Raw genomic sequence first — 14698 nt, forward strand, 5'->3', positions numbered from 1 at the left:
GAAGTTGTACACATTACAAAGTTGGAGGGCTCAACATGAATAAAGTAGTTGTTTTAGGCGCAACAGGAACAATTGGAAAAGTGATCGTGAAAGATCTAGTAGAGAGTGGCATTGAGGTTGTAGCTGCAGACCTAGATCAAGCGAGACTGGATGAACTTGCCGCTTGGGTCGGCAAAGGGGTCACCACTGTAATTTTAAATATTAGAGATTTTGAAGCATCCAAAGAAGTGTTACGGCAAGGTAGCGTATGTGTCAATGCGACTAACTATGTTTTTAATCTAGATGCAATGAAAGCTGCATCAGCTGTAGGCACAAGCATACTTGATTTGGGTGGACTCTTTAAATATACGAATGAACAATTGAAGCTCGATGATCAAATGAAGCTTGCGAATGTGCTTTCAATTACAGGCATGGGGTCAGATCCTGGTAGCTCTAACGTATTTTGCAGGTATGGTGTGAATTTACTTGATACTCCTGAAGAAATTCATATTCGCTATGGATCTACATCTTCAGGCACAACGTTTGCCTTTTCTGCAGATACAATCATCGATGAAGCAGTTAAGCCTGCAATCGCTGTACAAAAAGGTAAGTTAGTCGAAATTCCTCCACTAGCAGATGAAGAGTTTACTCAATTCCATGAAGATTTAGGCATTCAAAAAACATATTCCATTATTCATTCCGAGCTAGCAACATTACCTACTAGCTTCCCAGAAGTAAAAGAAATTACCTACAAAGATACTTGGGATCCTTCAACCATCGAGAAAGTTAAAATGCTGGAAGAACTCGGTCTTGTTGATACAAATGCACTGGAAGATGGAACAGTTCCTCGCCGTCAGCTGGTTTCGTTGTTAACTAAAGTGCTTGCCAAGAAGGAAAATCCGGTTTGGGGCACCGATTCTTTATTGGTTGAGGTCAAAGGAAAGAAAAATGGAAATCAGACTACCGTAAGATTAGAATTGTTAACGAGATATCATCATGAGTGGGCAGTCAGTCCAACACAATATGCAACGGCGATTCCGGCTTCAATCGTCGCTCAAATGCTCTTGAAGGGTGAGATTACAGAGAAAGGTGTTAAACCACCTGAGCTGTGTGTTGATCCTGAAACGTATTTCTCCTATTTAAAAAGTAAGAATGTTGAGCTATATATCACGATTAGTGAAACGCAGAAACAGTAGTCTACTAAACTACTAATAGGAGGCAAATCCATGCAACAAGTTGATAAGGTAGACATTATGATTACAAGTAATGCTGTGTTTACGGGTACTGAAGATTTGCCGAAGCCAGCTTCAATTGCTATCAAAGGTAATAAAATAGTAGCAGTTGGTACAGCATCTGAAATGCAAGAACTCATTGGACCCGAAACTAAAGTTTATCAATTTGAAAATAAACTTGTTATGCCGGGTTTTAATGATTTGCACCTCCATGTTATTCCCGGTTGTCTTATGGAGGATAATATAAATCTCTTAGATGCTCGTTCTGAACAAGAAGTTGTAGATAGGGTTGCTGAATTTGCCAAATCAAGACCTGATGAATTATGGGTTCAAGGTTATATGTGGTATCACACCAAGTGGGACGATTCGAAATTGCCTCATCGTTCCTCCTTGGATGCTGTTATTCCTGACCGTCCAGTTTTTTTATTTCATGCTTCAGGTCATACAGTATGGGTTAATTCTAAGGCTTTGGAAATACTCGGAATTAATCGGAACACACCTGATCCTCCGCATGGGAAGATTATGAAGGATGAGTTTCAAGAGCCTACTGGCATACTTTATGAGTCAGCTGCTAGTATTGCTTCTAAACAGGCAATGAATCTTCCGGAAAATCGAAAAAGACAAGTTTTTGAAACCTTCCTAAGTCATGCTGCTAAATATGGGGTCACCTCAATAACGGATATTTTTAAAGTAACTGATCTAGAAATTAATGAAATTGATCTTTATGAAGAGTTTGAAGAACAAGAGAAGCTGACTACACGAATTCACTTTTTGATCGGGCTTGATGCAGATATTCAGAGGGCACAGTTTTATCGAGATAAGTATAAATCAGGAAAGCTACGTTTCTCTGGACTGAAAGAATTTTTGGACGGAGTTGTGACTACACATACTGCTAACCTTGTTGAGCCTTATACGGATATTCCAGATTCACACGGGCCTTTGCTACCAGAAGAAATGAGAAACTATGTGCTTGCTGCAGATAAAGAGGGGTTCCGTATTCGGTTTCATGCCGTAGGGGATGGCGCAGTGCATTATGCACTTGATCTATTTGAAGAAGCACAACAACAGAATGGGGTTAGAGATGCAAGGCATACAATCGAGCATATCGAGGTCGTACATCCAACTGATATTCCACGGTTTAAAGAATTGGATGTAATCGCATCAATGCAACCAGAGCATATGGAACTAATCAATAAAAATCATTATTTTTCCTGTATAGGGGAGAGAAGTAAGTATACCTTCGCAATTAAGTCATTACTGGATGCAGGAGCGAAGGTCGTATTAAATACGGATTACCCTGTTGTATCCTTAAACCCACTATTAGAAATATACCGAGCCATTACTAGAGTTGTAGGCGAAGGTGAGTTGTTTAATGAAGATGAAGCTATCACTTTAACACAGGCTTTGCAAGCGTATACATCCTCAGCTGCCTATGGTGTTTTTAGAGAAAATGAATTAGGTACACTTGAGGCAGGAAAATTAGCAGATTTAATTGTGATCGATTGCGATCTATTCAATGTACCGACTGAAAGAATAAAGGATGCGAGGGTAGAGTTAACCATGATGGATGGCAAAGTCATCTTTGAAAAACAGGTATAGATTGGAGTGAAGTTTCATGGCAGCTCATTTGGAGATCAGAAGCGCACAAAAGCTTTACAAAAAATATACAGCTGTTGATAACGTTCATTTATCTATTAATAAAGGTGAGTTTGTTACTATTTTGGGGCCAAGTGGTTCAGGGAAAACGACATTGCTCAAGCTTATTGCTGGCTTTGAATCTATCGATGGCGGAACGATATTTCTGGATGGCCAGGATATTACCAAGAAGAAGGCTTATGAACGCAATATTGGCATGGTATTTCAAAACTATGCCTTATTTCCACATATGACCATTTTTGATAATATTGCATATCCACTTCGCTTACGTAAATTCTCGAAGCAAGAGATTAAGGAGCAGGTGCATAAAGTGCTGGAAATTGTTCGTCTTGAGGACTTTTCCACGCATTTTCCTAATCAACTTAGCGGTGGTCAGCAGCAGCGAGTGGCATTAGCAAGGGCAATTATTTTTAATCCGCCTTTGTTATTGCTGGATGAGCCGCTTGGTGCTCTAGACAGAAATTTACGCCAACAAATGCAGTTTGAAATTAAGCATATTCAAGAGAAATTAGGTATTACAACAGTTAACGTAACGCATGATCAGGAAGAAGCTTTAACGATGTCAGATCGTATCTGTGTCATGAATAAGGGGAAAGTCGAACAAATTGACTCTCCTGAGAGACTGTACAACCATCCGCAAAGTAAATTTGTCTCATCCTTTATCGGTGAGATCAATTGGCTCAAAGGGAAAGTGATTCGAACAGAATCAGGTATGTCTGTGATTAAACTTTTAAGTGGAGAAGTGGTTCAGATTGAATCAGAGAATGAACTCCCAGCCAACTCAACCGTATTGATTGCCGTTCGACCTGAAAATCTTCATATTGTTCAAGATAAATCTTACTGTACGTATGCTTTTCAAGCCAGAGTTTTGGAGAAAACTTATGTTGGGGATTCGTTCCGCATTGATGTAGTAACCAATATGGACGAACAATTCAGTATCAAGCTACGATATGGAAGTTCGAAGCAAATCGCAGTCGGAGATGAGATTCAGATTGGCTGGAATGCAAAGGATGCCTCCTTAATTCCTGACGACGAAGCTATCCCTGCTTCTTAGAAATAGTAGGAGAGCGAGGTGAACGTTACAAATGACGAATACGCAGACACAAATAACCAATAATCTGATTTATAAGAAAAAAAGAGATTTATCATCGATTCCGGGCATTCAGTGGCTCTTATTTATTATTCCGGCAGTTTACATGCTGTTGCTTACCTTTATCCCAATTTTGAAGATCATGAAATTGGGTATCCATAACGGAGAAGTTTATACTTTCGATTATCTCGTGAAGGTATTTACAACACCGGTTTATTTAAAAGTAATTCTTTACACATTTAAAATTTCCATTATTGCGACAATTGTTACTTTGCTGCTTGGTTATCCGGTAGCTTACTTACTCTATAAGATGAAATCAGATAAGTGGAGAAACTTGACGATGGCTCTGATCATGATTCCATTCTGGATCTCAGTACTGATCCGAACATTTACTTGGATGATCATGCTGCAGAATGAAGGATTGATTAACAAATTGCTGATGGGACTTGGCCTAATCGATGAACCGCTTCAGCTGCTTTACAATACATTTGGCAACGCTGTCGGTATGATTCACTATCTTTTTCCTTACATGGTTCTGTGTATCTATTCCGTCATGAGAGGCATTGATGGTCGATTGATTCAAGCTGCTGAAGGAATGGGAGCACGTCCATGGAAAGCGTTTCGCGATATACTGCTTCCGTTATCTATCCCCGGGGTAATTGCGGGGGTGTTGATCTGTTTTGTATTCAGTCTCGGATTTTTTATTACAGGCGTGATTCTAGGTGGTCCTAAAGACACTATGATCTCAAATCTCATTGCTAATTTTATTAATGTAACGTTAAATTGGCATTTGGCTGCAGCACTCTCAATTATTCTCTTGGCTGCAACGCTCCTATTAATTCTCGTCCCATTCATTATCTTTAGGAAGCATCCAGCTTTGAAAGGGGTGATATAACATGTGGTTAAGGGTTCTAGTTGTTTTAATTCTATTTGTGTTCATACTTCCGATTGTGCTTATTATTCCTATATCCTTTACATCAGTTTCCTATTTTCAGTTTCCACCTCCAAGCTTTTCGCTTAAGTGGTACGAAAAGGTGTTGGATAGTCCAGTTTGGATCGAAGTCTTTTCGCGAAGCTTGATCATTGGTGTCTTGACAGCGATTCTATCTATGATTCTAGGTACGATGGCAGCGATCGCCTTTACACGATTGAATTTTCGGGGCAAAAATATTTTTGTTCCTATCATGCTCTTACCAATGGTTGTACCCGCAGTAATCGTGGCAATTGGGCTTTATTATTTCCTTTCGCCTTTCAAACTGCCAGATACTTATTTCGGGATGATTCTGTCTAATTCGGTTATTGCTATTCCGATTGTGTTTACTCTCGTATCTGCCAGTCTTAAAGGGGTAGATCGCAATTTAGAATTAGCTGCAATTGGACTTGGATCCACGCCTATAGGTGCTTTTTTTAAGGTAACCGTCCCTTTGATGAAAACAGGTTTATTCTCTGGTGCGATGTTTGCTTTTTCAATCGTATTTGACGAGCCGATTATCTCGCTTTTCATGTCAGGTGCGAATACGAAAACGCTACCAGTAAAATATTGGGAAAGCTTGCGTACGAGTATCGATCCTAGCATCGCCGTCGTATCGACTGTTCTGATTTTTATGACCTTAGCTTTATTTCTGGTTCAGGGCTGGATTTCTTCTACTGCTGCAAAGCGAAATTTAAAGCAGGAGTAATTTCATTTATTTCATGAAAATAAGGGGGGGTTAGAATGTTGAAAAGAATAACCGTTATGACTTTGGTCTTTGCTTTAAGCGCCTCATTAGTGGCGTGTAGTACAAAAGAAGGTAATTCAGATCAAGCACAGAAATTAACGATCGTTGATTGGGATGCAAACTCGATCAGTTATCGACAAGCAGCAGTGTACGATGCCTTCGAGAAAAAATATAACGTGAAGATTGAATTAGAAACACCGCCAGATTACGGAAAGCTGCAAGCGATGGTAGATAGCGGAAACGTCACTTGGGATGTCGTGAATGTTGACTCTTTCTATGGAAAACTAGCCGGTCAACAAGGGCTGTTCGAGCCTTTGGATTATAATGTCATTAATAAAGAGGGATACAACGATCAAACAGCAACAGCTAATTTTATCGCTTCTGATTCCTTTGCTACCGTCATTAGCTGGAATCCGACAAAGATTGATGCAGCAAATGCACCCAAGACATGGGCAGATTTCTGGGATACGAGCAAATACCCTGGCGGTCGATCTGCTTATAAATTCCCGGCTCCAACTATTGAAATGGCATTATTAGCTGATGGTGTGACCAAAGATAAGCTTTATCCGTTAGATGTGGACCGTGCGTTCAAGAAATTAGATGGAATTAAAAAAGAGTTTAAAACTTGGTGGACGAGTGGTGCGCAAGTGCCGGAACTGTTAACCAATGGAACGGCTACCCTATCAACGGCTTATGATGGTACGCTGACTGCGCAAAAGAAAAAGGGAACACCTGTAGAATTCACATATGAGAACGCATTCCGTTCTTATCTCGGCTGGGTAATTCCAAAGGGTACTAAAAACAAAGATTTGGCAATGAAATTTATCGCTTTCTCTACTTCCCAAGACGTGCAGCTGGAATATGGCAAGAATGCTGATTATGCACCTGCGAATCAAAAAGCGATCGACAAATTGTCGGATGCGGATAAGCAGCGTCTAGGCGTAACACCAGAATTGCAAGAGATGCAAATAGCAGCTGACGATAGCTACTGGATCGAGAACTTTGATAAGCTTAATGAGCGTTTTGGACAGTGGTTGTTAGAATAACTTATTGTAGAGGAGACTTGAAGAATGATACAAAGAAAACAAATTTTTATTAATGGAGAATTTGTAGATAGCTTGAGTGAAGAGTACGATTCAATTCTGAATCCAGCAACAGGTGAAGTGCTAGCAGAAGCTCCGATTTGCAATAAAGAGGATGTTGATACTGCCGTGCAATCGGCAGCAGCAGCGTTCAAAACGTGGAGAAATACGACTCCTGGAGAGAGAAGCACGGCATTGTTAAAGCTTGCGGATCGGATCGAGGCTAACGCAGAAGAACTAGCCGTATTGGAAACTCAGAATGTCGGGCTTCCAATTCAATTCTCAACTCATCTCATCGAGTTCATTGTTGACAATTTGAGATTTTTTGCAAGCGCTGCACGTTTGCTGCAAGGGCCTCTCTCGGGAGAATATATGGCTCAGCACACCAGTATGATTCGGCGGGAGCCACTCGGTGTCGTGGGCTCAATCGCTCCATGGAACTTCCCGCTTGCTATGGCGATCTGGAAGATTGGACCTGCAATTGCAGCTGGGAATACAGTCGTTCTCAAGCCTTCCGAGCTTACACCATTAACCGCTTTAAAACTAGCGGAACTTAGTGTTGGCATACTGCCTCCTGGAGTATTCAATATCGTGACTGGTCACGGTACCGAGGCAGGGGCAGAACTTGTTCGTCATCCTGAGGTGAAAATGGCGGCGCTGACAGGAAGTGTTCGTGCGGGTAGCTCGATTGCCAAAGAGGCCGCTAACTCCGTAAAAAAACTTCATCTAGAGCTGGGTGGTAAAGCACCGTTTATTGTATTCGATGATGCGAACATGGAAGAGGCTGTTTTCTGGTCAGCAGCCGGCGCGTTCTATAACAGCGGGCAAGACTGCACAGCTGCAACTCGGATTTATATTCAGGAAAATATCTACGATGAATTTATTGAAAGATTGGTTTCCTTTGTTGAGAGTACCGTAGTCGGAGATCCAATGCTGCCGGATACGCTGGTTGGTCCTGTCATTTCAGAAGCTCATCTTCAGAAAATTGATGGAATGGTGCAGCGTGCTGTCAACAGTGGATGCAAAATCTTGTCAGGCGGTTCACGCATGGATCGTCCTGGTTTCTTCTATCGTCCGACAGTTATTGCAGGCGCAAAGCAATCCTATGAAATTGTTCAGGAAGAAGTGTTTGGCCCTGTGATCACAGTAATGCCGTTTGAAACGGATGGAGAAGCAATTGAAATGGCAAACGATTGTAAATATGGATTAGCTTCTTCTGTGTGGACGAAAAATTTAGATCGCGCGATGAGAGCAAGCAAGGAGCTTGAATTTGGCGAGGTTTGGACAAATACTCATTTGAGTTTGCTAAGCGAGATGCCACACGGTGGACATAAGATGTCGGGGTACGGCTCTGACTTATCTGTCTTTGCTTTAGAAGAGTATACACGCTTTAAACATGTAATGATGAAATTTGAATAAAGGTTTAATACTCTGAGAACAACCGGAGGATGAATAAGATGTCAAAAACTCCTTTAATGCGTCAATTGAAATCAGCAGCTAAAATTGCCGGAGAAGCATCAATTCGGAACGTCCCTGTTGAACAAGTAATCGAAGAACGTGTTCAACATAGTTTTACACGTAGAGAGTTTTTGAAGAAAGCTTTTTTAGCCTCAGCAGTAATGATGGTGCCTCCGGTTGTCTTAAATGTTGGAACTAAAATAGTGAATGCAGCAACAGCTCCGCGTGTTGCAATTATAGGTGCTGGACTAGCAGGATTAACCGCTGCTTATCGATTAAAGCAAGCAGGTGTCAATTCTCAAGTCTATGAAGCCTCATCCCGTATAGGCGGCCGCTGTTTTACAGGAAGAGATGTATTTAAAGATGGACAAATTTATGAGCATGGCGGTGAGTTAATTAATACGGATCATACATATTTAATAAATCTGATTAAAGAACTCAATCTACAAATTGATGATTTATGGGCTTATGAGAAAGGTGATTTCAGAATTGTCATGGACGGTTCCCTTTGTGATTTTGAAGAGATGTCCAAAATGTTTTTGGATGTCTGGAATCCACTTCAAAAAGATCGCAAAGATGCTGGGCATGTGACCTTATACAATAAATACACCACACGTGGTAAGCAATTGGATAATATGTCAATCGTTGATTGGCTTAATAAGAATGTTCGAGGTGGCATGAATTCCAAATTTTCGAAAATCGTTGATATAGCTTATACAGCTAATGTCGGTCTCGAGAGTACGGAGATAAGTGCGCTAAATATGATTTATGCCATGAGTACGTCAACCAAAGAGGAATTTTCACCTTTTGGAACTGGAGGAGAAGAAAGATTCCATGTTCGTGGTGGAAATGATCTAGTCCCTCAACAATTAGCAAGCAAGCTGAATGGACAAATTACATTATCTTCTCCACTAGAAAGTATAAGGAAAAATAATGATGGCACGTATTCACTCCATTTTGCTGGAAGAATCAGTAGCGTACAAGCTGATTATGTGATTCTGGCATTGCCTGTTGCTACTCTGCGTGATGTTGAAATAGATCGAGCAGGCTTTAGAAGTATTAAGAAAACAGCAATTGCTGAACTCGGTGTAGCGACAAATTCGAAACTGGCTCTACAGTTTACTGATCGCCACTGGGAGTCGCTTGGAAGTAATGGTGCGTTCGTATCTAATGCTTATCATGATACTTGGGATACAACGAGAGGTCAATTGGGTCAATCAGGAATCATGGTTGATTTCACTGGAGGGAAACTTGGCAATAGGTTTGGATCACGTTCAGCAAACGCATACGCACAAGATTTCTTGAATTTATTTGAAAAAGATTTGTCGGGAATATCCAAAAAATGGAATGGTAAAGCAACACTTGATAATTGGCCTGACTTTAAATGGACCAAAGGTTCGTATTCCTGCTACAAAGTAGGTCAATACACCAAATTCAGAGGGCTTTTCGGTGAACCAGAAGGAAATTGCTTCTTTGCTGGTGAACATACTTCTCTCGAGTATCAACAATTTTTGAATGGAGCAGTTGAAACGGGTAATATTGCAGCAAAACAGGTTCTGAGCAGGCTGAAAGTTAAATCATCAGTAATCCAATCCTAATTTTCTTGATCTCAGGTGTAGCCTTATTATTATTTGGACCGAGTAAACTGCCTAAAGGGGAACGATAGTTGAATTAACCGCCTCAATAATAAGGCGGTTTTTCTTTTGGTTGAAAATCAACAATATAGAATAACAGAGCCTAGATAAAAGAGAAGTTTCATTACTAAGCATCAACATCCGTTTGTACTTTTTACTATCCACATAATTACTATTGAGGGTGATCCTTTGCGCGTCTACGAGTCACATTTATAATATCTGTTGCACTTCCAACTTCTCATGAAACTTCAACAACAAATTGGTCATTAATTTAGTCATTTGATTTTCACCTCAGAAAGTAACATACCCAACTTGTCACAACATTACCAAAACAGTCACCCAACCTCTATAAATATATATGGGTGAGGGTGACTAACATCGGTACATATAGCGACTCCCTTTTTACCTGTTGAACTGGAATGGCGTGAATAGTTCGACGACAGAATTAGCTTTATTTTTGGGTTTACGATAAATATATCGAAATCTAAGGCGATGAATAATGAATAGGGTGGCATCGTCGAAGCAATATATGCCACTTTGCGTGATCGAACCGATCGATTTCCCCAATCTCAGCCAAAATTGTTGCAGCAATTTTAGTGCCGATACCGGGTATCGATTGGATTAAATCATATTCAAGTAACTCTTCAGCCAGGGTCTCTATCGATTTATTAAGGTCTGCTAGATGGTCCTGGTATTGAAGAAGCAATTTGATGAGCAGCTGCATGGAGATCAAATGACTTGAAAAAGCCGTCTCCTTAAAGGGATTTCGCCTTGCTGCCGCTACTAAGATTTGAGCGTGCTCCGAACACCATAAAGCAGATCTACCGCGTCCTGTAAGGCGTTGGATTGTTGCTGTAATCTCTTCCACAGTCATATCCAGAACTTCTTTAGACGTTGGGTGTAAGGCAAGAAATCGAAGCGAAACTTTCGAATAGAGGTCACCGAACACGCCATGGTATTCAGGAAAAACCTGATCTAGAATAGCCTGGAACTGCAGCTTCGCTTGAACATACATACCCGTTAAAGATTCATGCTGACGAGTGAGATAGCGTAAATTCATGAGATGCTGACCCCGTTTTTTGAGGGGTTCAAACTCTTCTTTATAGAACAGCGCCCCAAGTTGATAGGCATCAGCAGCATCCGTCTTGACCCGTCTCAAATTAGTTTTTTTTGCTTCATATGAGATTAACGGATTAATGACGATGTACAGATACTGGTGCTCATCAAGAAACTGAACAATAGGGCTATGATAATGGCCTGTTGCCTCCATTACAATGCAAGGGCTCATCCCTGCAGCTGATTCCACTGCTCTAACATAATTAAGAAAAGACGATAATCCCTCTAGATCATGATTAAATCTAAAGATCTTCCCATGAGGTACTCCACGGTCTAAAAAAGCTTGTGCATGGCTCTCTCCCTTGGACACATCCAAACCAATGACTGGATTCATAACATCAATCCTGTAGTATTTTCACCGGCAACCCCTAAACTTCTTGTCTTCCACACTATCGCATGTGATACGGGATCAACGTCCCAACCAGCCTAACCATGGTTGAACAAGTAGAGTGGATGAACAGAATAGCTCTCGGGATCCAAGTCCCACGGGCAGAAACGTTCGATCCCCGGCTACCGCTATCTTACGAGAAAGATCTGGTGACCTCATAATACGAACGGGCAGGATAGTTGAATGAATTTGCTGCAATCAATAGGTCAAAAAAGTCAAGGACCGCATAGACGGTCTTTTTTTATTTAACATGATCTTTGCGTAGCAGAACTGTAAACTGAAAGAAACTGTATGAAACAGCATAAAAATGATGATTTTCACAATAGAATCTTTACAAAAAGGCATATTAAAGAATATAACTGATTTGTTATAAAGAGAAAAGTGAATGTTCAGGAGGTATAATGCGTGCCAAAGGAAGACACTGGGATGTTTGCTGAAGAGCGTCGGGAAAAAATCCTAGCATTATTGAGTGAAGAAAAACGTGTAATGGTCAAAGACTTAGCGGAAAAGTTCAAGGTTTCCATCGATTCAATCAGGCGTGATCTCTCCATTATGGAGGAACAGGGATTGCTCAAGAAAACCCACGGCGGTGCGATTCCATCCACGAAGGTTCGACAAGCCCCACCTCCACCAGAAATACGATACGGCGAAGGAACTCCGCAAGGTAATGCGATTGCTAAGCTTGCTGTATCGTATATTCGGGAAAGCGATACTGTATTTATTGGAAGCGGATCTTTATCTTATGTGCTATTGAAGCATCTGCCTGAACAAATGCCACTTACAATCTTACAAATAGCATGCGGGTAGCCGATTCTTTAAGGGAACGACAATGGATTGAAACCTACCTAATTGGTGGTCGGGTAAAGCCGTCAGGAAATATTACTGACGTTCTAGCGACAGAATTTATCCGTATGTTTAAGTTTGATGTCAGCTTCGTCACTGGAGGAGGCATCTCGGAGGAAGGGATTTTTGTGGCCACTCCTGAAGTAGGGGCATTCGGTCGGGCGGTATCTGTTGCATCCCGTCGGTGCATCGGAATTGCCACGCACCAATCTCTTGGCAACGAAGGGTTTGCGAAAGCTGGCCGGATTGAAGATTTAGATCTGTTAATTACTGATGAGGATGCAGATCCGGAGGCAGTCGAACAAATTCAAGCACTTGGCGTTAAGGTGATCGTAGCCCAGCTAGAGGAAAAATGACTGAAAACACAGAGTAGTTATATTAAGACTTTAGAAAGGATGTGGCGATTTTGTTTTATAGAAGGAAGTTTTACATTGTAAAAAATGAGTTTGTTGATATTTTTAATGCACATTTTAATGAAACTAATTTGCCGAATCAGATTAAACATGGGGCTCAACTAGTTGGAAGATGGATGGTACCGAGTAATGAATCAACCACTGAAATATTCGCTATTTGGGAGTACGACAGTTATGAAAAGTACAAGGAAATAGAAACGATTGTTAGAGGGGACATTGAACACAGAAATCGAATAAATAAGTGGTATGAAGAAAATGGTGGTAGAGAATACGTTTATAGGCAGTGTATTTTAGAGGTTAAAAACGAGCAGATATTTTCTACTTTGATGAAGAATGAATTCACTAATCATGAAGTGCAATTTTGGCTTAAGAACTAATGAATTAAATTTATATACTTTCGGCTCCGCTAACGGGAAACGATAACTCAATAAAGACTAGAAAGCAGTCGGTCAACACGATAGGCTGCCTTTTGTTCAACTCCCATGAAAAATAAATCCGCGAAAAACCTCAAAAAGACAAAAATAAATTAGACCTAGCCGAATGATTTTTAAAAAAGACTGAGCCTGAGAAGAATTATGAAATTAAAGTACCAAGGGCCTTTCATAGCTGAAAATAAAAAATGAGGCTGATGCAGCAACCAGAGTAGGATTAATCTCTCATGAGTGCTTCCTAAAAGGGAGCGACAATCTGTGATGCACCGTGGTCGTTGGAGTCAGACTAACGGATGGGCTCTAAGCACCATGTTGATCGACCTTCCTTTCTCAGCCATAGTAGCAGTATGGACAGATTCGTCGATCCATTTTCATCATCTGTGGTGCAGCGCTTGCGCTGCATGTATGGCTAACGGGACACGATACCGCAATAATAAAAAGGGGTTTTGTTGTTCACTAAACTATGGGGTGATATTCTATGGAGTATACTTCGTGTTATATGGAAGTCTTACTGAAGTATTCTTTTATTGACCCTTTCGTGGAATTGATTCGTCATAATGAAAACATTACATATAAAGTAACAGAAAAGAGATCTGAAGATACTTACTTGTTGCGAATGCATAAACCCATTACAAAAAACATGCAGGGTGTGCATAATACACGCGAGGCTATTCAATCGGAATTAGAATATCTGTTAGCTTGGTCGTCTCATTCCGAATTACCTGTTCAAATCCCTGTTCCAAATCTAAACAGTGAACTGGTAACAACCGTTGTCATTGAACACGAAGAAGTGCACTGTTCAGTCTTAAAATGGATTTTTGGGGAAACCATGTCTAAGCAAGATTTAATTAGTAAGGGGACAGTTAGTACCTTGGGGACCCGTATTGCAGATTTGCATCAGTTTTCGCATAGTTTTCAACATGGTTCAAGTTTTATGAGACCCGAATACGGGATGGAGTGGACAAATAGCGTATTGACCAAATTGCGATCTGGTGAAGAGATGGGGATTATCACGACCAAGGATTTTCATATTCTTGAAAATACATTTTCATTGATTAACGATCGTATGAAAGTATTAAGCAAAACGATTGAGACATGGGGATTTATCCATGCCGACATCAACTATAGTAACTTAATCCATACATCAAGAGGGATTTCATTCATTGACTTTGGTTTATCAGGGTTTGGATATTACGCGATGGACGTCGCTATGGGTGCCTTATTGACCGAAAACAAATTGCGAGATGCCCTAATTTCCGGCTACACTAGTGTTATTTCCAGAAGAATAGATATTGAGCAACTAGAGGGCTTTATGTTTTTGGCAATAGTTGCATACTACGCATTTCTCGTAAGCAATAAAGATAAGCATATGTGGATACATAAAAATATCCCAGGTCTGATTGAACATTTTTGCAAACCTTTTCTAAATGGTAAAACGGTTTTTTATCATATTTGATTTGTTCGAAGAAATCAGTTCTGTTCTATCGGGGAACGATTGTTGAACAAAAGAAGGAGCAGTTTTGCCATGGCAGCTGCTCCTTCTTTCTATTAAGCTAAGGGCAGAATAGCGTGGAGTTCAATTAAAAGAAAATATTTACAAATGGGAACAAATGTTCTATTTTAGAAGAGCGAACTTATTACATAGGAGGCTCATGGGA

Annotated in this window: 11 protein-coding genes and 1 pseudogene; 11 read left to right on the forward strand and 1 reads right to left on the reverse strand. The window is 40.6% G+C overall.

The window, feature by feature from the left end:
• The first annotated feature begins 35 nt into the window (after positions 1–35).
• From MHH52_RS13465 to MHH52_RS13500, 8 genes are read left to right on the forward strand one after another with little or no spacing between them, the layout of a single operon-like run.
• A complete protein-coding gene (locus MHH52_RS13465) occupies positions 36–1175 on the forward strand; it encodes a saccharopine dehydrogenase C-terminal domain-containing protein (protein ID WP_340009161.1) in 1140 nt (379 codons plus the stop codon).
• Between the two features lie 30 nt (positions 1176–1205).
• The gene (locus MHH52_RS13470; protein WP_340009163.1) at positions 1206–2810 is read left to right on the forward strand and encodes an amidohydrolase; all 1605 of its coding nucleotides are present in this window, start codon (positions 1206–1208) and stop codon (positions 2808–2810) included.
• 16 nt (positions 2811–2826) lie between these two features.
• Positions 2827–3921, forward strand: a complete 1095-nt coding sequence (locus MHH52_RS13475) for an ABC transporter ATP-binding protein (RefSeq protein ID WP_340009165.1) — start codon at positions 2827–2829, stop codon at positions 3919–3921.
• A gap of 31 nt (positions 3922–3952) precedes the next feature.
• Positions 3953–4852, forward strand: a complete 900-nt coding sequence (locus tag MHH52_RS13480) for an ABC transporter permease (RefSeq protein ID WP_340009166.1) — start codon at positions 3953–3955, stop codon at positions 4850–4852.
• A gap of 1 nt (position 4853) precedes the next feature.
• Positions 4854–5636 carry an ABC transporter permease gene (locus MHH52_RS13485; RefSeq protein WP_340009168.1) on the forward strand — a complete coding sequence of 261 codons (783 nt, stop codon included), beginning with the start codon at positions 4854–4856 and terminating at the stop codon, positions 5634–5636.
• Positions 5637–5671: 35 nt separating this feature from the next.
• Complete coding sequence (locus MHH52_RS13490) at positions 5672–6721, forward strand: ABC transporter substrate-binding protein (RefSeq protein WP_340009170.1); 1050 nt, start codon at positions 5672–5674, stop codon at positions 6719–6721.
• A gap of 24 nt (positions 6722–6745) precedes the next feature.
• Positions 6746–8176, forward strand: a complete 1431-nt coding sequence (locus MHH52_RS13495) for a gamma-aminobutyraldehyde dehydrogenase (protein WP_340009172.1) — start codon at positions 6746–6748, stop codon at positions 8174–8176.
• A gap of 38 nt (positions 8177–8214) precedes the next feature.
• Positions 8215–9813: an NAD(P)/FAD-dependent oxidoreductase gene (locus MHH52_RS13500; RefSeq protein ID WP_340009174.1), complete on the forward strand. Its 1599-nt coding sequence runs from the start codon at positions 8215–8217 to the stop codon at positions 9811–9813.
• A 520-nt stretch (positions 9814–10333) separates the two neighbouring features.
• Here MHH52_RS13500 and MHH52_RS13505 read toward each other — a convergent pair.
• On the reverse strand, positions 10334–11299 hold the full coding sequence (locus tag MHH52_RS13505) for an IS110 family transposase (protein ID WP_340009176.1): 966 nt from the start codon (positions 11297–11299) through the stop codon (positions 10334–10336).
• A 480-nt stretch (positions 11300–11779) separates the two neighbouring features.
• On the opposite strand from MHH52_RS13505, the pseudogene MHH52_RS13510 reads away from it, so the two are divergent.
• The 3 genes and pseudogenes from MHH52_RS13510 to MHH52_RS13520 all read left to right on the forward strand — a co-directional run bounded on the left by MHH52_RS13510 (position 11780) and on the right by MHH52_RS13520 (position 14496).
• Positions 11780–12552, forward strand: a pseudogene (locus MHH52_RS13510) (DeoR/GlpR family DNA-binding transcription regulator).
• Between the two features lie 50 nt (positions 12553–12602).
• Complete coding sequence (locus MHH52_RS13515; protein ID WP_340003675.1) at positions 12603–12986, forward strand: NIPSNAP family protein; 384 nt, start codon at positions 12603–12605, stop codon at positions 12984–12986.
• Between the two features lie 592 nt (positions 12987–13578).
• Positions 13579–14496 (forward strand): phosphotransferase, encoded by a 918-nt coding sequence (locus MHH52_RS13520; protein WP_340009178.1) that lies wholly within the window; start codon positions 13579–13581, stop codon positions 14494–14496.
• Positions 14497–14698: the final 202 nt, after the last annotated feature.

Origin of the sequence: Paenibacillus sp. FSL K6-0276, from assembly GCF_037977235.1 — a bacterium.
Classification (GTDB): Bacteria; Bacillota; Bacilli; order Paenibacillales; family Paenibacillaceae; genus Paenibacillus_AQ.